General features: G+C 34.3%; 19 protein-coding genes and 1 pseudogene. 11 read left to right on the forward strand and 9 right to left on the reverse strand.

What is annotated here, in order from left to right:
- Positions 1-100: 100 nt before the first annotated feature.
- The 4 genes and pseudogenes from MK119_RS00725 to MK119_RS00740 all read right to left on the reverse strand — a co-directional run bounded on the left by MK119_RS00725 (position 101) and on the right by MK119_RS00740 (position 7,365).
- Complete coding sequence (locus MK119_RS00725; RefSeq protein ID WP_290669552.1) at positions 101-2,947, reverse strand: TonB-dependent receptor; 2,847 nt, start codon at positions 2,945-2,947, stop codon at positions 101-103.
- An 80-nt stretch (positions 2,948-3,027) separates the two neighbouring features.
- Positions 3,028-4,875: pseudogene (glmS, locus tag MK119_RS00730) on the reverse strand (glutamine--fructose-6-phosphate transaminase (isomerizing)).
- Between the two features lie 21 nt (positions 4,876-4,896).
- Complete coding sequence (locus MK119_RS00735; protein WP_290669555.1) at positions 4,897-6,537, reverse strand: DUF4270 domain-containing protein; 1,641 nt, start codon at positions 6,535-6,537, stop codon at positions 4,897-4,899.
- 18 nt (positions 6,538-6,555) lie between these two features.
- Entirely contained in the window at positions 6,556-7,365 is an 810-nt protein-coding gene (locus MK119_RS00740; protein ID WP_290669557.1) for a glycogen/starch synthase, read from the reverse strand.
- A 105-nt stretch (positions 7,366-7,470) separates the two neighbouring features.
- Here MK119_RS00740 and panC point away from each other — a divergent pair, with 105 nt between their 5' ends.
- Genes panC through radA form a run of 5 tightly spaced genes read left to right on the forward strand, consistent with a single transcriptional unit; the run spans position 7,471 to position 12,211 of the window.
- A complete protein-coding gene (gene panC, locus MK119_RS00745; protein ID WP_290669560.1) occupies positions 7,471-8,319 on the forward strand; it encodes a pantoate--beta-alanine ligase in 849 nt (282 codons plus the stop codon).
- A 29-nt stretch (positions 8,320-8,348) separates the two neighbouring features.
- On the forward strand, positions 8,349-8,699 hold the full coding sequence (panD, locus tag MK119_RS00750) for an aspartate 1-decarboxylase (protein WP_290669563.1): 351 nt from the start codon (positions 8,349-8,351) through the stop codon (positions 8,697-8,699).
- Complete coding sequence (locus tag MK119_RS00755; protein WP_366512749.1) at positions 8,700-9,662, forward strand: lysylphosphatidylglycerol synthase transmembrane domain-containing protein; 963 nt, start codon at positions 8,700-8,702, stop codon at positions 9,660-9,662.
- A 30-nt stretch (positions 9,663-9,692) separates the two neighbouring features.
- Positions 9,693-10,844 (forward strand): alpha/beta hydrolase-fold protein, encoded by a 1,152-nt coding sequence (locus MK119_RS00760; RefSeq protein ID WP_290669566.1) that lies wholly within the window; start codon positions 9,693-9,695, stop codon positions 10,842-10,844.
- 8 nt (positions 10,845-10,852) lie between these two features.
- Entirely contained in the window at positions 10,853-12,211 is a 1,359-nt protein-coding gene (gene radA / locus MK119_RS00765; RefSeq protein WP_290669570.1) for a DNA repair protein RadA, read from the forward strand.
- Positions 12,212-12,417: 206 nt separating this feature from the next.
- Here the strand turns inward: radA and MK119_RS00770 are convergent, their stop codons facing one another.
- The 5 genes from MK119_RS00770 to MK119_RS00790 form a co-directional block, all read right to left on the reverse strand.
- Positions 12,418-13,452 carry an NADP(H)-dependent aldo-keto reductase gene (locus MK119_RS00770; RefSeq protein ID WP_290669574.1) on the reverse strand — a complete coding sequence of 345 codons (1,035 nt, stop codon included), beginning with the start codon at positions 13,450-13,452 and terminating at the stop codon, positions 12,418-12,420.
- Positions 13,453-13,669: 217 nt separating this feature from the next.
- Positions 13,670-14,431 (reverse strand): exodeoxyribonuclease III, encoded by a 762-nt coding sequence (locus MK119_RS00775; protein ID WP_290669578.1) that lies wholly within the window; start codon positions 14,429-14,431, stop codon positions 13,670-13,672.
- A gap of 64 nt (positions 14,432-14,495) precedes the next feature.
- Positions 14,496-16,301, reverse strand: coding sequence for a GNAT family N-acyltransferase (locus MK119_RS00780; protein ID WP_290669581.1), 1,806 nt, complete (start codon positions 16,299-16,301; stop codon positions 14,496-14,498).
- 55 nt (positions 16,302-16,356) lie between these two features.
- Entirely contained in the window at positions 16,357-17,607 is a 1,251-nt protein-coding gene (locus tag MK119_RS00785) for an aspartate kinase (protein ID WP_290669584.1), read from the reverse strand.
- Between the two features lie 134 nt (positions 17,608-17,741).
- On the reverse strand, positions 17,742-18,224 hold the full coding sequence (locus MK119_RS00790) for a GNAT family N-acetyltransferase (protein ID WP_290669587.1): 483 nt from the start codon (positions 18,222-18,224) through the stop codon (positions 17,742-17,744).
- A 113-nt stretch (positions 18,225-18,337) separates the two neighbouring features.
- Here MK119_RS00790 and fbp point away from each other — a divergent pair, with 113 nt between their 5' ends.
- The 6 genes from fbp to MK119_RS00820 all read left to right on the forward strand — a co-directional run bounded on the left by fbp (position 18,338) and on the right by MK119_RS00820 (position 23,486).
- On the forward strand, positions 18,338-19,342 hold the full coding sequence (fbp, locus tag MK119_RS00795) for a class 1 fructose-bisphosphatase (protein ID WP_290669590.1): 1,005 nt from the start codon (positions 18,338-18,340) through the stop codon (positions 19,340-19,342).
- Between the two features lie 68 nt (positions 19,343-19,410).
- A complete protein-coding gene (locus MK119_RS00800; protein WP_290669593.1) occupies positions 19,411-19,779 on the forward strand; it encodes a fructose 1,6-bisphosphatase in 369 nt (122 codons plus the stop codon).
- 27 nt (positions 19,780-19,806) lie between these two features.
- Complete coding sequence (locus tag MK119_RS00805) at positions 19,807-20,643, forward strand: cell envelope biogenesis protein OmpA (protein WP_290669596.1); 837 nt, start codon at positions 19,807-19,809, stop codon at positions 20,641-20,643.
- Positions 20,627-21,121: a Rab family GTPase gene (locus MK119_RS00810; RefSeq protein ID WP_290669601.1), complete on the forward strand. Its 495-nt coding sequence runs from the start codon at positions 20,627-20,629 to the stop codon at positions 21,119-21,121. Before MK119_RS00805 ends, MK119_RS00810 begins: the two co-directional genes overlap by 17 nt.
- Before the next feature lie 3 nt (positions 21,122-21,124).
- The gene (locus MK119_RS00815; RefSeq protein WP_290669604.1) at positions 21,125-22,660 is read left to right on the forward strand and encodes an ATP-binding protein; all 1,536 of its coding nucleotides are present in this window, start codon (positions 21,125-21,127) and stop codon (positions 22,658-22,660) included.
- Between the two features lie 160 nt (positions 22,661-22,820).
- On the forward strand, positions 22,821-23,486 hold the full coding sequence (locus MK119_RS00820) for a hypothetical protein (protein ID WP_290669607.1): 666 nt from the start codon (positions 22,821-22,823) through the stop codon (positions 23,484-23,486).
- Positions 23,487-23,489 lie beyond the last annotated feature (3 nt).

A 23,489-nucleotide genomic window follows, 5' to 3' on the forward strand; every position in this document is an offset into this window, starting at 1 on the left:
ACCTATTTTAAACAACATACAAACAAGCTTTCAAGCTGTATTGTTCAAAAAAAAAGGCTGCCAATTGGCAGCCTTTTCCATACAATATATTTTAATTTTCTTATTGATTGATAACCCAAGAAATAAAGTATTGTGATCCAATAGTACCAACTCCTGGCGCACTTACATATTCGTATCCTAAAATGTTAGCTGCTCCAAGTTTGAATGTTGATTTCTTGTAACGGTAATTTACTTGCAAATCAACTAATGAACGTGCTGATACTGTTCCATCTGCAAAACTTGATTCCCAAAGGAAAGAATCATTCCATCTCCAATTAATGTTAAATCCAAAATTATCAAAAAGGTTTCTGTTTCCAAAAGAAGCTTTTACCTTGTGTTCTGGCGTGTTAAAGTTTGTTTCAAAATCTGGATCGCTTGCTCTATCAAAGTCAAGTTTTGCATACGTATAGTTGATTCCAAAGTCATAATCTCCAAATACTTTAGTATTCGCTCCAATTGCAACACCATAAGAACTGATATCAGCATTTGAATTAGAATACAATTGGAAAGGTGTAAAGTCACCATTGGCTGCTGCAATTAATGCGTTTGGTGTTGGCGCTCCACCTACTGGAGTTAAGTCTGTGATATCTGAAAAGTCTACATTACCATAGTTTGGAACAATTACGGTTCTGTTTGCAATGAAATCTTTGTATGAGTTATAGTATGCACTTACATCTACAGAGATATTATCATACACAATTCCACGATATCCAACTTCAAATGCAGATACTTGCTCTGGCTTTACAAAATCAATATTAGCTCTTTGTAATAATGCTGGGTTAGGTGCTCCTGCTGCTGAACTTGCTCCAAATTCCTGAAATGATGATAGTGTAAATGAGTTGTTATATGCATCACTTCCAGAAAGTGTTACTGTTCTCGGTAAGCCTAGTGCTTCTAATCCTGCTGGGAAGTTATTTGTAATTGGTCTACTCGTGTAACGATTCAAGTTATCAGGAGCCGAACCTACTAAGATTGCATTTCCAACATCTAAACCAATATATTGATCCTGCGTACTTGGGTTACGGAAACCTGTTTGGAATGAAGCTCTAAAGTTATGTTTTTTAGCTTCATCTGGAGAATATACCAATGATAATCTTGGGGAAACATTTCCATCAAAGTTTTGTGCTTTATCATAACGGATAGAACCTGTAAACTTCATCTTATCTTCCAAAAACTTTTTCTGTACTTGCACATACGCACCGTATTCATCATATCGAATTGGTCCATCAGTATCTGTAAAGATCGTTCCTTGAGAATCCAATACATATTCACGATATGACCCACCAACTTGAATGTCAGCAACATCAACTAAATGTGAAAAATTATAATTTACATCAACATGATATAATTTTGTATTGTCTATAAATCTTGCTCCAGTTAATAAATCTCCATCAGCAGTTACCGCATCTAAAGCATTTCTAAATCCTGTTGAGCCCGGCACTAAACGACCTGTATCTGCCAAGCCCCTTGCAAAAGCGTGTGCTACTGTTGGATCACCTGGTGTAACTCCAGGAATCGCTCCTGTGATAGCTCCTAAATATCCTGTTGCATATTCTGTAAACCATTGTTGATCTGATTTCCATCTTCTGTTTACATTGATTGCTGCAAAACGTGTATCGTATGAATCGTTTGCCTTTTCAGCAGTAACATATCCACGAACAAAGAAGTTATCATTACGAACTTCTAATTTGTGTTGTTGCATGAAGAAGTTTTTGATAGAATATCTATTTGCTCCTTGGTAGATTGTGTTACCACGACCAATTTTTGAATTCCAAATCACTGTAAAGTCATTTGCCCAAGGCTTGTAATGCATTGCTAAATCTGCTTTTACGCTTTCTGCATCATAATCCATTAAATCGCGTTCCTCGTAACCAGTTCTTGAAACTGCTGCAGAACCAAAAGTTCCCGCTGGAACCCCTGCTAAAGTATCAAAATTTAAAGTAGTTGAAACTTCATCTCCGTAAATATTCAATCCGTCATAGTTTGGATCAGATACTCTATCTCCAGCAATTGCATCACCAGAAGCTGCATCGAAGTTTGTATAATCAGTAGCAAACCATTCTGTTCCGTTTAAGAAAGAGAAAGAAGCTTTAATTGCAACTTTATCACTAAATGCATGTGCTGCTCTAAATCCAAAGTCAACAAAATTATTATCTCCTGCATTGTCTGATGAAGTCATTCCTGTTTTTGCATAAAAGCTAATTCCTTGCTCTTTGAAAGGATCTTTACTACGCATAAACATGATACCGTTAAACGCATTTGCTCCATATAGTGCTGAGGAAGCTCCAGGTAATAATTCTACCGTCGCTACATCTAATTCAGACATTCCTAATAAGTTTCCTAAGGCAAAGTTTAAGGCTGGTGAAGAATTATCCATTCCATCTACCAACTGCATAAATCGTGTATTGGCAAAGGTGGCAAAACCTCTTGTGTTAACAGATTTAAAAGTTAAACTATTCGTATTAATATCAACACCTTTTAAGTTTTCTAAGGCATCATAATAATTTGGAGAAGATGCATTCTTAATAGCTCTAGCATCCATACGCTCAACCGTTACTGGAGATTCTCGGATTCTTTCTGGTGTTCTCGAGGCAGAAAGAACGATTTCATCTAACTCTGTTCCTTCTTTTAGAACAATAGTAACGTCTTCATTGTCTTTGGTAATTTCTACAGTAGCAGAATCAAATCCGATACTACTAGCTGTAATTTTAAAAGGTGGGTCTTGATTTACCGATAGTTTGAATTTTCCATCAAAATCAGTACTAGTTCCAGTAGAAGATCCTACTACTACGATGTTTACACCTGGGATTGGCATGTTATTGCCATCAACAACTTTTCCACTAACATTGGTTTGTGCAAATAGACCTGCACAAACCAACATAGCTAAAATTGATAGATATGCTCTCATAAGTCTTTTTGGTTTAGTTATTACGAGAACAATATACGCTTTTTTAGGATATCCCTAAAAAAAGTGTTAATATTTTAAAGTTATTCTACTGTTACGGATTTTGCCAAGTTTCTTGGTTGATCCACATTACAATCGCGCATTACTGCGATATAATACGACAATAATTGTAGCGGGATTGTTGTTAATAAGGGAGTTAGCAACTCTAGTGTTTCAGGAATTTCAATAACGTAGTCCGCAATTTTCTTGATCGATTTATCTCCTTGCATGACTACTGCAATAATTTTTCCTTTTCTAGATTTTATCTCTTGAATGTTACTTACTACTTTTTCGTAGTGTCCTTTACGTGTAGCAATAACCACAACTGGCATTTGTTCATCAATTAATGCGATAGGTCCATGTTTCATTTCTGCTGCTGGATATCCTTCTGCATGTATATATGAAATCTCTTTTAATTTTAAGGCACCTTCTAACGCTACTGGGAAGTTATAACCTCTTCCTAAGTACAAGAAATTAGTAGCATCTTTATAAATATTTGAGATCGTTTTTACGTGATTATCTGATTCTAGTGTTTTTTCAACTTTTGCAGGAATAGCATCCATTTCAGATAAATACTAGTGGAATTCTGAGGTAGAAATGGTTCCTTTTTTCTGTGCTAATTTTAAAGCTATTAACGTCAATACTGTAATTTGCGTTGTAAATGCTTTTGTAGAAGCTACCCCAATTTCTGGACCTGCATGTGTGTATGCTCCAGCATCAGTTTCTCTAGAAATTGAAGATCCTACCACATTACAAACACCAAATACAAATGCACCCTTGCTCTTTGCTAATTTTATTGCTGCTAAAGTATCTGCCGTTTCTCCTGATTGAGAAATTGCAATTACTACATCATTTTCAGTAATAATAGGATTTCTATATCTGAACTCAGAAGCATATTCTACTTCAACAGGTATTCTTGTTAAGTTTTCAAATACATATTCAGCAACCAATCCTGCGTGCCATGAAGTTCCACATGCAACAACTAGGATTCTGTTAGCATTTAGGAATTTTTCAATATTATCGTCAATTCCAGCCATACGAATGATCCCTTCATTTGATAGCATTCTTCCTCTGAATGTATCCAAAATTGCTCTTGGTTGCTCGTATATTTCTTTCAACATAAAGTGATCGTAACCACCTTTTTCTATTTGCTCTAAGTTTAATTGTAATTCTTGAACGTACGGATCAACTAAAGAATCATCTTTAATTTTACGAACTTTTACTTTTTTACCTCTGCGCACAATTGCCATTTCTTCATCTTCAAGGTAAATAGCATTGTTTGTATATTCAATAAAAGGAGTGGCATCAGAAGCGATAAAAAATTCTTCTTCACCAATACCAATTACTAACGGACTTCCCAATCGTGCTACTACAATTTCGTCTGGTTTATTTTTATCAAATACGGCAATCGCATAGGCTCCTACAACTTGGTTTAAAGCAATTTGTACAGCTTTCCCAAGTTTTACATCTTCATTTTTCTTTACATCCTCAATAAGATTTACCAATACTTCAGTATCTGTATCCGATTGAAATGTATACCCTCTATTAATCAATTCTTGCTTTAACGGCTCATAGTTTTCGATGATCCCATTATGAATAATTACCAATTCGCCTGAATTTGAATAATGAGGATGCGAGTTTACGTCATTTGGTTCTCCATGAGTAGCCCAACGTGTATGTCCTATAGCTAAAGATCCATCGACTGAGATTTCATCTTTCACACGACTTTCTAAATCAGCAACCTTTCCTTTTGTTTTAGATAGTTTGATGTTTTTACCATCATATATGGCAACTCCTGCACTATCATATCCTCTATACTCTAGCCTTTTTAAACCTTTTAGCACCACAGGATATGCTTCTCTGTGACCTATATAACCTACGATTCCGCACATAATTTTCTTAGTTATTGATGTTTAATTGGTTTCTGAAATTGTGTAAAATATTTCTAACTTTAACCTTTTGTCTTCGGGAGAAGCCGTTGTACTTCCATGCAAAACAGTACCAAATGGATTAGTAATTGAAGCAGCAGGCACAAAATCATCATCTGTAGTCCCAGTTTCAATTTCTCCATTATTAATAATACGAATATCAGAAGTAACTACTAATCCAAGTTTTACATTATCTGCATCATTACGTATCACATTATTCAAATGTTCTGTTAACCTGATTTTATAACGCAATGGTTTATCATCATCATCTAACTCCAAAATTCCACCGTGTACCGCTTTTGACAAGGAAGGTGCCGTTGGATTTGTAGTTTGATCAACTGTATAATCTGCCAAAGGAATATTATCTTTCATGTTGTACAAATAGATACGTTGTGGATCTTCAGCACCATCAACCTGAATATTAGTATTTACATAAAACACTAAATTTGCATCATTGATAATCCATCCATTTTCTCTTATTTCTTCTAATTGATCTGCTACTCCGTTATTATCCGTATCAGGACCAAAAAGCTCAATAACGGTCATGGAACCTTCTCCTCCTTTTAGAAACAAGTTATTTTCATTTGCTTCTACATTTTGTGTAAATGTAGGTGTATTAAGTGTATTCACAACATTTGCTGTTGATAAGCTGAGCGTAAATGAAGCTTTTTCTGACTCAACAGTATCATCAGAAGGATCAGTATTTCCTTGTGTATTTACTTTCTGATAAATGTAGTTAATCTCAATATTTGCATTTTCAATATCTAACAACATTAACGCTTCTGCATTAGCTGCTGTTATGTGCAACCCTTTGAATAAATCTCCTGCACGGAAGACATTATTGTTTGAAAGATCAATACTTCCTTCGTTATCTATAATTCGCTCTTGAAAAAAGTCTTTATCTAATTCCACACGGATTCTTGGAGATAATGTTTGTGCAATGACAGGATTTCCGTTTTCGTCAAACACAATTCCCCCATCGATATCTGTTTCTGGTATCTCTACCTGTTCTTGATCGATCATAAAGTCAGGATTCTGATAGAGTGTTTCACCAACTTGCATCGAAAAATCTTCATTAGAAAAGAAAACTTGTGGATCTCCTTCTTCGTCAAAAGCTCTTAAAAAGTATGTAAGTTCTTGTACATTAAGATTGAAAGTCTGCTCAATATTTCCATATAAAGAATCTACTTCTACTTCCGTTTCTCCTTCATCATTAACACTACTCGAGCTGAAATATGGAATATTTAACCATACTTCTGTAACCGTTTCCATTTCTTCCGTATCTGTCAAGTCCGCATCTTCTTCTTCTTGACTTTTATCTCCAAATTCAGGGTTTTCTGTTCCTGAAACTAAACTTGCTTGTATCGTAAGACTTGAATATGTAGTTCCGTACACTGGATCTACATTTTTTCCAAGTTGATACACTGGTAATCCGTTTGCTTGTACTGGTCCCAAACGTTTGTTATACGCTCGTACTTGAGAGTCTACAAACAAAGCTGTAGTGAAGTTATTATTCTCAATAATTTCATCTCCAACTGTACTAAACTCATCATCACAAGCAACAAAGCCTAGTACCATCAAAAGCACTACTAAGCCACATGTTAGTGTCTTCTTAAATTTGTTCATAAGTGTAATCTGTTAACCTTAATTTAAAACTTTTGTATTGTAAAAATCTGTGTATGCATCGGCAAACTCTTCACTGTTTTTGTATTCAAGAACTGGTTTTTCAAGACCGGTGAGATATTCTTGAACATCAGTAGGAATTTCCTCAGATGCAATTACTACGGCATCCGAATGATCCACAGCAACTTTTAGAAGGTTAGAGTAGTTTGGCTCAGCAAGTATTTCTACATTACCATCGCCAATATTGTCAAACTTGATTTTGTTTAGCATTTCTTTATCTAAAGTTCCATCAAATTCTTGTTTGTATACAGAAGTAACAATTTTACTATCTGTAAACAATGGTTCGTCTTTGTAATATTTACGTAAGTATAAAGGCAATAATGAAGCCATCCATCCGTGAACATGAATGATATCTGGAGCCCAATTTAATTTCTTTACTGTTTCAATTACGCCTTTCGCAAAGAAAATAGCGCGCTCGTCATTGTCTGGAAACAAGTTCCCTTCTTCATCTGTAAATGTAGCTTTACGTTTAAAGTACTCTTCATTATCAATAAAGTACACTTGTATTCTTTCTTTTGGGATAGAAGCTACTTTAATAATTAACGGCATATCCATATCATTAATTACCAAGTTCATTCCTGATAAACGAATTACTTCGTGTAATTGATGTCTTCTTTCATTGATATTTCCAAAACGTGGCATAAATATCCTTATTTGTCCACCTTTGCTATTTACCATTTTTGGAGCTTCAAAAGACATTGATGAAATTTCAGTTTCTGGCAAATATGGTACTACTTCAGATGAAACGTACAAGACTCTTTTATTATTCATAAAAATACTTTTCCTTTAATAATTCAGCGTAAAACATGCAAAATTACAAAAATTATGCAGATTAACAGTAATATATTAAGTTTGCACGCTGTTAATTTTTTCCAAATGACTATATACTACACACAAAATACGCTAAAAACGTTTATTGAAACTCAAAAATCTGAAGGAAAAACCATTGGTTTTGTTCCCACAATGGGCGCACTACATAAAGGTCACTTATCGTTGGTAAGGAACGCTATGACTGATAATGATATTGTATTTGTAAGTGTTTTTGTGAATCCTACACAGTTTGACAATGCTACTGACTTGGAGAAATATCCTCGCACACTAGAAGCCGATGTAGCATTGCTAAAAACTTTAGGAAAAAATATTTTTGTGTACGCTCCAAGTGTGAAAGATATATACAATTCTGATGTAAATGCTGAAAAATTCAGTTTTGACGGACTTGAATTTGAAATGGAAGGAAAATTTAGAACAGGACATTTTGATGGTGTCGGAACGATTGTAAAACGTCTTTTTGAAATTGTCACACCAAACAATGCTTATTTTGGAGAAAAGGATTTTCAACAGTTAATGATTATCAAAAAACTGGTTTCAAAATATAAATTACCTGTACACATTGTTGGATGTAAAATTTTCAGAGAAGCTTCAGGACTAGCAATGAGTTCTCGTAATGATCGTTTGTCTGAAGAAGCAAGAAAAGAAAGTGCATTTATCTACAAAACACTTCTAGAAGCCAAGGAAAAGTTTGGCACAAAAAGTGCTAGACAAGTAAAAGAATGGGTTCAAAAAGAATTTAGCAAACATCCGTTATTAACCTTAGAATATGTTGAAATTGCTAACCTTAAAAACCTAAAAACGGTAAAAAGAAAATCAAAAAACGAAACGTATCGCATATTCATTGCTGCTTTTATTGAAAACATTCGATTAATAGACAACTTAGCATTGAATTAAGAACTTTAAAATTATTAACTTTGTCCCCTATGCAAGTAAACGTAGTAAAATCAAAGATACACAGAGTAAAAGTTACTGGAGCTGACCTAAATTATATTGGCAGCATTACCATTGACGAAGACCTAATGGATGCCGCAAATATCGTACAAGGAGAAAGAGTTCAAATTGTAAATAATAACAATGGAGAACGCCTTGAAACGTACGCTATTCCTGGACCAAGAGGTAGTGGCGAAATCACATTAAATGGTGCTGCAGCTAGAAGAGTAGCAAAAGATGACGTCCTTATTTTAATTACATATACCTGGATGGATATTGAAGAAGCGAAACAATTTAAACCTTCTTTAGTTTTTCCTAACGAAGCTGATAACACACTTACATAGTTGAAAATAAAGACCTCAAAAATACTAAAGATTCTACTCCCAATTCTTCTGGGAGTTTTTTTAGTTTGGTATTCTTTATCCAAAACACCTCTAGACGAACTTATTGAACATTTCAAAAAAGCAGATTATACTTGGGTAGCTTTAGGTGTAGTTTGTGGAATTTTAAGCCACTTATCTAGAGCATATCGCTGGCAGTTTATGTTAGAACCCATGGGATACAAACCTAAATATCCCAACAGTGTCATGGCAGTTTTTGTAGCTTATTTAGCAAATTTAGGAATTCCTCGTTCCGGCGAAGCTTTGCGCGCATTGACTTTGACAAATTATGAAGATGTTCCTTTTGAAAAAGGATTTGGAACTATTGTAGCAGAACGAGTTGCAGATTTAATTGTCATGCTATTAGTAATCATTGCAACGCTTTTTATGCAGTTTGATTTTATTTGGAATCTACTCATGACAAAGCTAAATCCTACAAAGGTTATTCTTTTACTTTCAGCAATGATTACAGGCGCAATTGCTTTAATTATATTTATTAAAAGAGCAAAAAAAGGCATTGCACATAAAATCAAAAATTTTGTTATTGGAGTCTTTGAAGGCGCCACTAGCATTTTAAAAATGAAACGCAAATGGGCTTTTATTTTCCACACGCTGTTTATTTGGGCAATGTACATTTTAATGTTTTATGTAACAATGCTATCTGTAGCTGACTTGCAAGGAAAAGTTCCTGTAGGTGCCATTTTAATTGCATTTATAGCTGGTAGCTTTAGCATTGCTGTAACCAATGGTGGAACGGGCGCGTATCCATTAGCAATAGCAGCTGCATTCTCATTATTTTATATAGAGCGCGGACCTAGTGAAGGTTTTGGTTGGATCATGTGGGCTTCGCAAACGTTAATGATTATTGTGATGGGCGGATTATCTTTTCTATACTTACCTATTTTTAATCGCAAAAAAAATCTTTAACTTGCTAATCTAAATCAACCAATCTACCTCATGAAAAAGTACCTCATGTTATTCGTTGCGTTTGTATGTTTCACAAATATCAATGCACAAACTTCTCTTGAAAAAATCAAGTCTAAAAAATTAAATGAAACTCGTGACATCCAATTGTATATCCCTGAAGGATATTCAGAAGACAAAGTCTATCCAATAATTGTGGTTTTGGATGCACACTATCTTTTTGAAACCGTTGTTTCCAATGCTCGCTATTACAGCTATTGGGACGAAATGCCAGAATGTATTGTTGTTGGCGTGAATCAGCCTAAAACAGAAGATCGTGCGCGTGACTGCATGTACGCAGACGCCAGCGGTTTACCTGAAGAAAAAGGCGCTAAGTTTTTTGAATTTATAGGAATGGAATTAATTCCTTTTATTGAAAAGAATTACAATACAGCCAATTTTAAAATGATTGTCGGACATGATTTAACAGCAAATTTTGCGAATTACTACCTCTTCAAAGAAGTTCCTTTGTTTGACGCTTATATAAACTTAAGTCCATATTTTGCTCCAAAGATGGAAGGTCGTATCGCAACACGATTAGAAGAGTTTGAAACTAAAAAATTCTATTATTTAGCTACCGCAGATGAAGACACAAAAAAAGCAGCACAGCGAATCAGAGAACTAAATGAATCATTAAGCGGATTAAAAAACGAAAATGTTTTTTATTACTATGATGATTTTACAGAAGCCAATCATAATTCGCTAGCGGTGCAAGCCATTCCTAGAGCAATGAGTAAAATATTTACCATTTATCGCCCAATTAGCGTTAAAGAATTCAAAGAGACTATTGTAAACCTAAAAACATCTCCATACTTATATTTAACAGATAAATACAATACGATTAAAGAACTATTTGGTTTTGAAAAACGTGTTTCTGTAAATGATTTTATGGCAATTTATTCTGCAGTTCGCAAATCAAAAATTAATAATGAAGATTTAAAATTACTTGCTAAGCTAGGCAAAAAAGAATATCCTGACACTTGCTTGTTTCACTTTTTTATGGGTGAATATTACGAGAAAACTGGAAAACCTAAAAAAGCATTACGCATGTACCAAAATGGCTTTAGCATGAATGCAATAGATTTCATCACAAAAGATTTAATGCTCGACAAAGCTGATAAACTCAAACAAGACTTCGGTTGGTAAATTAATATATGGCAAAAGTAAAAACTTCCTTTTTCTGTCAAAACTGTGGCACACAATTCTCTAAATGGCAAGGACAATGTTCTTCGTGCAAACAATGGAATACTATTGTAGAAGAAGTAATTCAAAAAGAAGTAAAAGCCAATTGGCAAAAACAAGAAAAAGGTAGTTCTCGAGTTGCAAAACCTACGTTAATTCATGAAATTAGTTCTGCAACCGAAAAACGTTTACCAACATCTGATAAAGAGTTGGACAGAGTGCTTGGTGGCGGAATTGTTCCAGGCTCTTTGATTTTACTTGGTGGCGAACCTGGTATTGGAAAGAGTACTTTATTGCTTCAAATTTCATTAAAATTACCTTACAAAACCTTGTATGTTTCTGGTGAAGAAAGTCAGAAGCAAATTAAAATGCGCGCTGAGCGTATCAGTCAAAAAAATTCCAATTGTTTTGTGCTGACCGAAACAAAAACCCAAAATATATTTAAGCAAGTTGCCGAAGTTGAACCAGATATTGTTGTAATTGATTCCATTCAAACCTTACATTCAGACTATATAGAATCGTCTGCAGGAAGCATTTCACAAATTAGAGAATGTACAACAGAATTGATCAAATTTGCCAAAGAAAGCGGTATTCCTGTATTTTTAATTGGTCATATTACAAAAGACGGAAATATTGCTGGACCCAAGATTTTAGAGCATATGGTGGATACGGTTTTACAGTTTGAAGGCGATCGAAACCACGTGTATCGAATTTTACGTTCGCTGAAAAATCGTTTTGGTTCTACTTCTGAATTAGGAATTTACGAAATGCTATCCGATGGCTTACGCGAAGTACACAATCCTTCCGAAATTTTGATTTCCAAAAACGCTGATGAACTTAGCGGAACAGCTATTGCAGCTACTTTAGAAGGCGCACGACCTCTAATGATCGAAATTCAAGCTTTGGTGAGCACCGCGGTGTACGGAACACCTCAACGAAGTGCTACAGGTTATAATGCCAAACGTTTAAACATGTTATTGGCTGTACTGGAGAAACGTGCAGGTTTTAAACTAGCCGCAAAAGATGTCTTTTTAAACATTACAGGTGGGATTAGCATTGACGACACTGCGATTGATTTGGCAGTAACTGCCGCTATACTTTCAAGCAATGAAGATGAAGAAATTTCAAAGACCAATTGTTTTGCAGCGGAAATTGGACTCGCAGGCGAAATTCGTCCTGTAAACAGAATAGATCAACGTATTTTAGAAGCCGAAAAGTTAGGCTTCACAACCTTTTTTGCTTCAAAGCACAACAAAATATCACTAAAAAACACTAAGATTAATATTGTTTTAATCTCGAGAATTGAAGATGTAGTAGCGCATCTTTTTTAATCTGAACTACAATAAATAAATATATTTACTAGTTTACATAAAAGCAAGATTGCCTAAAAAACCAGAAAAGGGAACGCAACGCAATGTCCGTTCCCTTTTTTATTGTCTGTTATATTCTTAAACGCAGATTGCCACAAGTTTTTTCAAAACTTTCGCAATAACGTTTGAAAGAAATCTAAAATTCCAATAGTATGAGTAAGCCCAAATTATGGTGCTGGATTTGGAATACTACTGTGAATTTCATTGATTCCATCAAGTACTTCTTGCGATAATTCCACATCAATACTTGCTATATTTTCTTTAAGCTGTTCCATATTGGTAGCTCCAATAATATTTCCAGTTACAAATGGTTGCTGATTGATATATGCCAATGCCATTTGCGGCAAACTTAAATTGTGTTTTTGCGCCAATTCAAAATATTTCTGTGTCGCTTCTGTAGCTTCTTTTCCACTGTAACGCGCAAATCGCGGAAACAATGTAAGACGAGAACCTTCTGGTGTTTTCCCGCCTAAATACTTTCCTGAAAGGACACCAAATCCTAATGGAGAATATGCTAATAAACCAATACCTTCTCGCATAGAAACTTCTGCTAAACTGGTTTCAAAACTTCTACATAATAATGAATATGCATTTTGGATGGTTACCATTCTTGGCAATCCTTTTTTAGATTCTTCCAAATAACGCATCGCTCCCCAAGATGTTTCGTTTGAGATTCCTACTTGACGAATTTTCCCTTCTTTAATCAATCCGCCTAAGGTTTCTAAACTTTCATGAAAATTATATTCCCAAGGGTCGTTTGGATTGTGTGTGTAATCACGTACTCCAAAGAAATTTGCATTTCGTTCTGGCCAATGCAATTGATATAAATCTATATAATCTGTTTGCAAACGTTGCAAGCTTTTTTCCACTGCATCTTTGATGGCTTCTGGCTTGAAACCATTCGTTCTAATATGCGCAGTATAGTCTCCTGGACCTGCAATTTTTGATGCTAATACAACTTTATCTCTGTTTCCCGTTTTTTTGAACCATGTTCCTATGATGCGTTCTGTTTCTGCATAGGTCTCTGCCGTTGCTGGCACAGGATACAATTCGGCAGTATCAAAAAAGTTGACCCCTTGATCAAGTGCATAATCCATTTGCTCATGACCTTCGGCTTCAGTATTTTGATTTCCCCAAGTCATGGTTCCGAGGCAAATTTTACTGACTTCTATGTCAGTATGTGGAATTTTTGAATATTTCATATTCTATTTTCTTTTTCGGTTTTTTATTTTTTTTTCTAATGTTTGACTCCGCATTAAGGATGGAGCATTTCGACTACGTTCAATACAAGCTTTTGTTGGAGCTCTTTGTGAGATGCTGAATCATACTGAACCAAGTTCAGCACAAGAGTTCAGCATGACGAACACAAGCGACCAACGAGAGCCTGACCTCTGATTTGTAAGAGGAAATACCAAAACTTTACACGTCAATTTCAACTAAAATTGGACAATGATCAGAATGTTTAGCTTCAGGTAAAATGGTAGCTCTGGTAATATTATCTTTTAATGGTTCGCTCACCATATTATAATCGATACGCCAACCTTTGTTATTGGCACGCGCATTCGCTCGATAGCTCCACCAACTGTAATGATGTGGTTCTTTGTTTAGGTGACGAAAAGAATCAATAAATCCGCTATCGATAAAACTTCCTATCCAAGCACGTTCTTCAGGTAAGAATCCTGAAACACCTTTCATTTTCGGATTATGAATATCTATTTCTTCATGACAAATGTTATAATCACCACACACGACTAAGTTTGGAATTTCTTTTCGGAGGTTCGTCAAATATTCTTTAATTTCGTCCATGTATTGAAACTTAAAACTCAAACGTGCATCATTAGTTCCAGAAGGCAAGTACATACTCATGATAGAGATATTATCATAATCGACACGCAAATTACGACCTTCAAAATCCATGGTTTCAATACCTGTTCCGTATTCTATATGATTTGGCTCTTCTTTACACAGAACAGCCACACCACTGTAGCCTTTTTTTTGTGCACTGAACCAATAATGATATTTGTAACCTAAAACCTCAAAAGCTTCTAAATCGAGTTGTTCTTTTTGTGCTTTAGTTTCTTGGATACAAAGCACATCTGGATTTGCTTGTTGCAACCATTTTAAAAAACCTTTCTTTACGGCAGCACGAATTCCGTTTACGTTATAAGATATTATTTTCACGCTTCTATTTTTTTAATTTCTGTGGAATGAATAAAATTGAAAAGCGCATATTAGGGTAGCGCTTTTACTCTTCCTCGTTATCGTTTAGTCTACGTTCTAGTTCTGCTTGAAATTCTTCCATTACAGGTTTTACAGTACATTCCGGAAGGTCAGCAATACGTATATACATTAAACCATCAACAGCATTATTGAACAACGGATCTACATTGAATGCAATTACTTTTGCATTTTGTTTTACGTATTTTTTGATCAATACGGGCATACGTAAGCTTCCTGGTTCTATTTCGTCAATGATTTTATCAAACTTATTTAAATCTGCTGCAGTTTCATCAAAAATAAAGTCTTTGTCAGCATCTTTAAGTTTTACTTTAAATTCTTTTTTCGGATGAATATATTGTGCGATATACGGATCGTAATAGTGCGATTTCATAAACTCAATCATCAATGATTTTGAGAAGTTTGAAAACTGATTACTAATACTCACACCACCAATAAGATATTTATGTTCAGGGTGACGCAAGGTTGTGTGTACAATCCCTTTCCACAATAAGAATAATGGCATTGGTTTTTGCTGATATTCTTTAATGATAAAAGCTCTTCCCATTTCAATGGACTGACTCATCATTTTGTGTAATTCTGGCTCAAAGCGGAATAAATCTTGCAAATAGAAACCATTGATTCCATAACTCGCATAAATCTGACTTCCAAGCCCCATTCGATATGCTCCTGCTATTTTTTTGGCATCACTATCCCACAAGAACATGTGATGATAATAATGATCAAACTTATCTAAATCAATTGCCTTATTGGTTCCTTCACCAATTTCACGGAAGGTAATTTCGCGAAGTCTTCCCATTTCACGTAATACATTCGGGATTTCTGAAGCTTCTGCCAAAAACACTTGATAGTTTTTACTCGTAAGTAAATGATGTTTTTTAGACAAGCTTTCAACTTCTTGCTGAATTACTTCAGCCGAAACAGGCGTAATGATTTGCTTTGGCGGCTTCGGAATTTTTAATGATGTTGGCACTTTACTCAACAGGTTTTGCTTTTCATACGTATTCGATAACATGTATGTCTTTTTACGTAGAAACTCTGTAAAGTCTGCTAAATTTTCATATTCATTTTGTGCTTTTACAGAAATAGGCTTTCCAATGCGCACTTTAATGACTCTATTTTTTTGCGTTAATAATTCTGATGGTAATTTTGCTGTTCTTAAAGTGTCACTAATTCTAGCTAATCTATAAAAGAAACGACTGTTTTTTGCATGAAAATAGATTGGCACTACAGGAACCTTTGCTTTTTGCACCAATTTCATGGCAGCTTCTTCCCAAGGCTTATCTACAATTAGTTTACCATCTTTATAAGTTGAAACTTCTCCTGCTGGGAAAATCCCTAATGGTTTTCCTTCACGCAAATGCATGATAGATTGTTTGAAACCGGCAATACTTGACTTTGCTCCTTTGTGGTCTTCAAAAGGATTTACAGGCATTACATACGGCTTTAACGGCTCTACTCGATGCAGCAAAAAGTTCGCTATAATATTATAATCAGGTCGCTGTTCTATCATTAATTTTAGCAGCAATATTCCATCAATTCCACCAAGAGGATGATTGGAAATTGTAACATACGCACCATTTTTTGGAAGACGCTTTAAATCTTCTTCTGGAATTTCAAATTTAATCTGATACTCTTCCAATAATGCATTCAAAAATTCTAAATCATCGAGGTGTTTGTATTTGTCATAAATTTTATTGACATCCGAGATACGCAACACGTTCATCAAAACCCAACTTACGAAGGTTCCGACGAAGCCATATTTATCTAATTTGACAGCTTTTGCAACTTCTTTTGCAGTTACCAATCCCATATACTTACTTTAACGCGAATTACAAATATAGGAAAACAACCTTAATAAAGGTCATTTATTTTACAACTAGCTGAATCGTTTGTTCCGCGCGCTGTTCCAATAGAATTTCTTTCTCTTTTTGCAATCCTTCAATCGCAGATTCTGTAAAGTGTCGAATTGTATACAGCGATACATTTTCGTGATGTGTAACCTTGAATTTTGAACGTAGCGTTTTAAGTAATTTTTCTAAATTATTGAACTTATTATCCACACAAACTGAAAAACTAATCGCAGAGTTTTGAATTACATCTACTTTCATTTTACAACTGTGAAGTAATTTGAATATTTTACTGATATTATCTTCTACAATAAAAGAGAAATCTAATGACGAAACTGAAATTAATACTAGATTCTTTTTGACAATAAAACATGGGACATTTGGCGTAATTCCAACTCCTTTTGCCACAGCAGTTCCTTCACCTTTTGGATTTAAAAATGATTTTACATACAATGGAATTTCTTTACGTTGTAATGGTTGTAATGTTTTTGGATGAATCACAGACGCTCCATAAAACGCTAACTCAATGGCTTCACGATACGAAATATTATGTAATAATTGTGCGTTTTCAAAATAGCGTGGATCCGCATTTAAAACGCCTGGCACATCTTTCCAAATAGTCACACTTTCAGCATTTAAGCAATACGCAAAAATTGCCGCAGTATAATCTGAACCTTCTCGCCCAAGTGTGGTTGTAAAGTTATTTGGATCACTTCCAATAAAACCTTGTGTAATATTGAGTTTTGAACGATTTACATTTTGTTTGATCTTTTCTTGTGTCAATTCCAAATTCACTTTTGCGTCACGATAATTCGTATCTGTTTTAATCATCTCACGGACATCCAACCACGTATTTTCGATAGAAATACTATTTAAATACGCACTAACTATTGTTGTGGAAATCAACTCTCCATACGAAATCAATTGATCATACACATAGTTATAATCTGGTGATTTATTTCGCCCTAAAAAGCCTTGCATTTCTTCAAAAAGCTGTTTCACTTTTCCGAAAATCGGATGGCTTTCATTTGGAAATAACTCTAACAAAATTTCATTGTGATATTTGGCAATTTCCTGAATAGATGCTTGCAATTCTTTATTTTCTTCAAAGTAATTTTTGATCACCACTTCTAGAGCATTGGTTGTTTTTCCCATTGCAGAAATCACAATTAGCATATTATCATAACCAACTTCTTGTAATACGTTGACTAAATTTTTGACGCCTTCTGCATCTTTTACAGACGCTCCACCAAATTTGAATATTCTCATGTGTTTATTTTTATTTCTTTTCTAACTAAAAATTAAATTTCACATTACTTCTCGATGCTATTTTTTTACAAAAAATCACTTAAAGTGACGAAACTCTAACTCGTTGTATCGAGATTTACTTTGTTTTTATATTATTATTTATTTTTTGCTAAATAGTTTTGAATTCCTTGCGCATCCAATTGCACAACATGCCAATCACGCATAACGTTAGCACCAATATGTTCGTAAAACTCAATGGCTGGCGTATTCCAATCTAACACTTCCCAACCAATTCGTTTGACACCTAAATCATTTCCAAATTCAATTACCTTCTGCAATAATGCGCCACCAACACCTTTACCGCGTGCTTTTTCACTCACTATTAAATCTTCTAAATGCAATACTTCTCCTTTCCATGTTGAATATCGCATGTATACGAGCGCTATTCCTATCACCTCCTCAGTAGTTTCCGCGACAAAACAATGAAATTTTGGCGCTGCTCCAAAACCATCCTCACGTAGTATTTCTGGCGATATAATAACCGCCTCAGGTTCTTTTTCAAATATGGCTAATTCATTAATTAGTTGAAAGATAGCATTAACATCTGTAGCAACGGCTTTTCGTGTGGTAAAGTTCATAGGTTGTAAAATCTTTACACAAAGGTAACAAGGCAAAAATTATAATTTTTACGAAAACGTTATAGTTTTACAAAATTATCGATATTTGTGATCTGAGAAACAAAGTAGACAAAATGGCTAAACAAAATCAAACCCTAGGAGAATTTATTATTGAAAACCAAGCTGAATTCAAATATTCTTCTGGAGAACTCTCCCGATTAATCAATTCTATCCGATTGGCAGCAAAAGTAGTGAATCATGAAGTAAACAAAGCTGGATTGGTAGATATCATTGGCGCCGCTGGCGAAACAAACATTCAAGGAGAAGACCAACAAAAACTGGACGTATATGCTAATGAGAAGTTTATCCAAACGTTGAGCAACCGAAATATTGTCTGCGGAATTGGTTCTGAAGAAAATGATGATTTTATCGCAATTAATAGTTTAGACGAAAACAATCAAAACAAATATGTGGTACTCATTGATCCTTTGGATGGTTCTTCTAATATTGATGTAAATGTTTCTGTGGGAACAATTTTTTCTGTGTACAGAAGAATTACACCAGTTGGGACTCCAGTTACAATAGAAGATTTTCTGCAAGAAGGAAACCAACAAGTTGCTGCTGGATATGTTATTTATGGAACGTCAACTATGTTGGTATATACAACTGGACATGGTGTAAATGGTTTTACTTTAAATCCTGCTATTGGAACATTCTACTTATCGCATCCAAACATGCAATTTCCAGAAACTGGGCGTATTTATTCTATCAACGAAGGGAATTATGCACATTTCCCACAAGGGGTAAAAGATTATATTAAATATTGCCAAGAAGAAAAAGAAGACCGACCATATACATCTAGATATATTGGTTCTTTAGTTTCTGATTTTCACAGAAATCTAATTAAAGGAGGAATTTATATTTACCCACAAACCTCCAAAGCTCCAAACGGGAAACTTCGTTTACTATATGAATGTAATCCAATGGCATTTCTTGCCGAGCAAGCTAATGGACTAGCAACAGATGGTTTTCAACGCATTATGGATATAAAGCCAACAGAGTTGCATCAACGTGTTCCTATCTTCTGTGGAAGTCGAAAAATGGTAGAAAAAGCAAAGGAGTTTATGAAGAACTCGTAGGAAACGTACTCACTTTCCTAAAAATTATTACTTTTGTGTTGAACCCTAGAACAATAAAATACTTCTAAATGGCAACAAAAGGTAAAAATACCAACGATGCTGATCAAACAAATCCAAGCATTACAGACCCGTCTACTAAGATTGAAGCAATTAAGAATTTAATTTTTGGAGAAAATATTCAGGAGTATAATTCTGAGTTCGACAATATTAAAAATGATATTCTTGCCAAAAAGCAAGCTCTTGAAAACTTGATTGAAGAAGTGCGTTCAGAATTGATCCAAAATATTGATAATCTCAGCACAGACTTAAATATTCGTATTACCGAATTGGAATCCAATATAGAAAATAATTTAGACGATTTAAACGAGAAAAAAGTGGACCGCAGACAATTAGGTCAGTTACTTATCAATCTAGGCGAAAAGATAGGAAAAGAGTAAAGCTCAACATAGTTCTCATGTGTATTTATGACGGAAGCTGATAAATTAGCGTTATTAAAAGATTTATTACTCACGGATGATCGTGCGTATGCAGAATCGATACACAATAAAATTAAAGCGCTCGAGCAAATTATAAACGAGCAAAAAAAACTTTCCAATAAGGTTGATCCAATTATTGATAATAAATTGGAAGAGTTTATTGAGGAAATTCCAGAAACACTTGGACCAACAATTACAGAAGCCTTAGCGGAACAGATTAAAAATTCCAAAGATCAGGTAGTAGAGGCATTATACCCTATTATGGGTAAAATGATTAAGAAATATATTTCTCAAGAAATCAGTTTACTTTCTGAACGTATCAACAAACAATTGGAAGATAGTTTTTCCACCAAAAGCTGGAAGCGAAAATTTAAATCGTGGTTTGGCGGTGTTAAGGAAGAAGAATTGTTGCTAAGCGAATTAAATGCTATCTCTAAAATAGAACAAGTATTAGTTATTGAGAAGAATTCTGGTTTACTTATTGGGCAATATGCTAAAACTGAAACGATTGACAAAGATATGGTCTCTGGAATGCTTACAGCCATTAAAAGTTTTGTGGAAGATGCCTTTCAAGGAAAAAGTCAAAACTTAGAGCTAATCGAATACGAATTATATCACATTCATATTCAGAGCTTTGTATCTTTTTACGTTGCAGTTGCTATTTCTGGCGAATATAATCTTATATTTAAGAACAAATTACAAGATATAATCTTTAATTTTACGGATAACTTCTTAAATTTATTTAACGATTTAAATGAAATTAAAGAAGAAGATATTACTAACGAATTAGAATTCTACTTTAGTACGAATGAAGAAAGCCTCTAAAAAAATAATTCTACTGGGTCACTTTGGTGTCGGAAAATCTTCATTGATCCGACAGTTTGTAGAAAACACTTTTACGAGTGATTACAAAGTTACCATTGGAGTTCACATCTTAAAAAAGGAAGTTGAAATTTCGCCTGACGAAACCATTTCACTTATTATTTGGGATTTGGAAGGATATGACGATATTAAAAAAACACGTGCTTCGTATTTATTAGGAACGCATGGATTTATTTATGTATTTGATGTGACTCGACCTGCTACTTTTGAAAATTTAGAAAACGACATTACCTACCTAACCAATCAATATGCAAATACTCCATTGAAAGTCGTTGGAAATAAAGTAGATTTAGTGACAAAAACCTATTTAAAAGAAAATAAAGACATGTTTGGTGTGGCACCTGACTTTTTTACAAGTGCAAAAACAGGTGATAAAGTAGACGATATGTTTATCGCACTGGCCAAAGAACTTGTGAAATAATATATGATGTTAGAAACATACAGAGAAATCTATTTTCATCCCAGAACACAGTTTATAACGATTGACACTTCTGGTAATGTATTGGAAAGCGACGATATTCTCTTCAAGCTTAAAAAAGGAGATGACATTAGCTCAGTGAGCCTTTTTTTTAAAGGACTTTCTGCTTATTTTGATGTTGATGAAGAAAATGACATCAAGTTTACCTGTATTCATTTAGAGAATAATGATCGGCAAGAATATACCTGTGATATTGAATTCAAAACTTTTGCAGGAGCCCAACCAACACTCATTATTATTCACGATTTTTCTGAGCATTATAAGTATTACCAAGAAGTGGCACAGAGCCGAAATGAATCGGTTATCAATTCGCAAATTTTAGAACTGAAGAATAAATATTTAAAAGAAAAAGAAGATTTTAAAAATACATTCATCGCGAATTTTAGTCATGAATTGCGCAATCCATTAACAGGCGTTACAGCATTTTGTTCCGTATTGCAAAAAACAGACATGACACCAGAACAGCAAGATTATGTAGAAGTTATTAAATCTTCCGCAGATCATTTGCGTAATATGATTGGCGATATTTTAGAAGTGTCTAAAATTGAAGTTGGAAAACTTTCATTACATGAAGAATTATTCGATTTTCATGAACTCATAGACATGCTGGAGTTTACGTATAGCGTAAAAGCTAAGCAGAAAAATATTGAGTTTGAAATTGATTTTGACGAAAAAATCCCAAGATATATTGAGAGCGATAAAACCCGTATCAAACAGATTTTAGAAAACTTGATTGAAAATGCATTAAAATTTACTTCGTCAGGAAAAATTACAGTATTAATCAAGGAAAATCAGCGTAGAGCACGAAAAGTAAACTTAAGTATTAGTGTTCAAGATACTGGTATTGGAATTCCTGACGAAAAACTAGTACTTATTTTCAACAGTTTTACACAACTAAACAACTCAAGAAAGTTTGTGGGCACAGGACTCGGTTTGTCTATTGTAAAAGGGCTGGTTGAGTTGATGGATGGTAAAATTACGGTGGAAAGCAAAGTAAAAGAAGGGTCAACTTTCAAAATAAATATAAACCTACGCTATCCTATTAACCAAGAAGCAACGTCTTTGGAAACTAAATCAGATATTGAACGAAAAAACTATTTATCAAAAGAGAAATACAATATTTTACTTGCTGAAGATTCAGAGCTAGCACAAATGGCTGTATTGAAAATATTAGCACAAGAAGGGAATTTCTTTTTAGATATTATTACCAATGGAGAAGATGTGATTGAAAGTGTAATTCACAATGAATATGACATGATTTTAATGGATATTCGCATGCCTGGTACTCACGGAGACGAATTGACAAAAATGATTCGTTCACTTCCTGTTCAAAATTGCAAAACCATTCCTATTTTAGCTTTAACAGCCAATTTATATGATGCTGACAAAAAGCGCTACAAAAAAATGGGTATGAACGATATCATTGAAAAGCCATTTGACGAAAGCACATTGCTCAAGAAGATTTATAAGCATTTGAAATAAAGTTTTATGAATTACGTTTGTACAGAGAACTTTATGTAATGTCTCTGTGCAAAAACAACTTATACTAAGTATTTATTTTATTTTGAAAGTTACCGCTACTTTTGGACAAACAGTAGCCGAAGTAAAACACGTCTTAAAAAACAAAAAATTTACTGCATTCATGAATCTTGTTCAAAGTGAAACGAATAAGCAACACGGCGTGCGTTTTTTTAAATTTCAATTACGAGATATTACTCCAAGTTATAAAGAAGGTATGTTTGCTTTTGAAAAATATATTCCAAATGATAAAAACCCAAGCATAAGTAGTGTTTATAGTTATAGAATACGAATCATAACCACTAAAAAAGAGCTAATTTTTTATGAATTTAATGAAGAAAAAAACAAAAAAGTAGCTGAGCATTGGAAACCTTACTATAACAACATTGTTGCTTTCAAAGATCCACAACACTACGAACAATTAAAGCTTGAATTCAAAAAAATTTTCCGAACAACTCCTCTAGAAAGTGAGTTATTTAAAAGAGATATTGTGTATGGAGAAACGTGTATTGTAGGCACAGAGCCTAGAGGAAGGGTATATATGAAAAAACTAGTTGATGAATTCAATAAGGAGAAAATTCTAGAATGGTTGAAATCAGTGAATACAGAAAAACAAATCTATGCAGTTGAAGCCTTACTACAATTAAAAGACTGTGGTATTGCATTGACACAACAAGAAGAAGAAATCATCAACTTTATCATAGCAAAAGAAGGAAGTATTGAAACTTGTGGCGGTTGCTCTTACCTTCAACGAGAAATCAAAGAGGTTGTTAGGCAGTTTAAACGTTAATAG

The organism is Kordia sp., from assembly GCF_022447245.1.
Taxonomy (GTDB): domain Bacteria; phylum Bacteroidota; class Bacteroidia; order Flavobacteriales; family Flavobacteriaceae; genus Kordia.

What these genes read in the sequence shown, in the direction of transcription:
- MK119_RS00725 (WP_290669552.1), bottom strand. Translation starts at nt 2,947, where the DNA reads ATGAGAGCATATCTATCAATTTTAGCTATGTTGGTTTGTGCAGGTCTA.
- MK119_RS00735 (WP_290669555.1), bottom strand. Translation starts at nt 6,537, where the DNA reads ATGAACAAATTTAAGAAGACACTAACATGTGGCTTAGTAGTGCTTTTG.
- MK119_RS00740 (WP_290669557.1), bottom strand. Translation starts at nt 7,365, where the DNA reads ATGAATAATAAAAGAGTCTTGTACGTTTCATCTGAAGTAGTACCATAT.
- panC (WP_290669560.1), top strand. Translation starts at nt 7,471, where the DNA reads ATGACTATATACTACACACAAAATACGCTAAAAACGTTTATTGAAACT.
- panD (WP_290669563.1), top strand. Translation starts at nt 8,349, where the DNA reads ATGCAAGTAAACGTAGTAAAATCAAAGATACACAGAGTAAAAGTTACT.
- MK119_RS00760 (WP_290669566.1), top strand. Translation starts at nt 9,693, where the DNA reads ATGAAAAAGTACCTCATGTTATTCGTTGCGTTTGTATGTTTCACAAAT.
- radA (WP_290669570.1), top strand. Translation starts at nt 10,853, where the DNA reads ATGGCAAAAGTAAAAACTTCCTTTTTCTGTCAAAACTGTGGCACACAA.
- MK119_RS00770 (WP_290669574.1), bottom strand. Translation starts at nt 13,452, where the DNA reads ATGAAATATTCAAAAATTCCACATACTGACATAGAAGTCAGTAAAATT.
- MK119_RS00780 (WP_290669581.1), bottom strand. Translation starts at nt 16,301, where the DNA reads ATGGGATTGGTAACTGCAAAAGAAGTTGCAAAAGCTGTCAAATTAGAT.
- MK119_RS00785 (WP_290669584.1), bottom strand. Translation starts at nt 17,607, where the DNA reads ATGAGAATATTCAAATTTGGTGGAGCGTCTGTAAAAGATGCAGAAGGC.
- MK119_RS00790 (WP_290669587.1), bottom strand. Translation starts at nt 18,224, where the DNA reads ATGAACTTTACCACACGAAAAGCCGTTGCTACAGATGTTAATGCTATC.
- fbp (WP_290669590.1), top strand. Translation starts at nt 18,338, where the DNA reads ATGGCTAAACAAAATCAAACCCTAGGAGAATTTATTATTGAAAACCAA.
- MK119_RS00800 (WP_290669593.1), top strand. Translation starts at nt 19,411, where the DNA reads ATGGCAACAAAAGGTAAAAATACCAACGATGCTGATCAAACAAATCCA.
- MK119_RS00805 (WP_290669596.1), top strand. Translation starts at nt 19,807, where the DNA reads ATGACGGAAGCTGATAAATTAGCGTTATTAAAAGATTTATTACTCACG.
- MK119_RS00810 (WP_290669601.1), top strand. Translation starts at nt 20,627, where the DNA reads ATGAAGAAAGCCTCTAAAAAAATAATTCTACTGGGTCACTTTGGTGTC.
- MK119_RS00815 (WP_290669604.1), top strand. Translation starts at nt 21,125, where the DNA reads ATGATGTTAGAAACATACAGAGAAATCTATTTTCATCCCAGAACACAG.
- MK119_RS00820 (WP_290669607.1), top strand. Translation starts at nt 22,821, where the DNA reads ATGAATCTTGTTCAAAGTGAAACGAATAAGCAACACGGCGTGCGTTTT.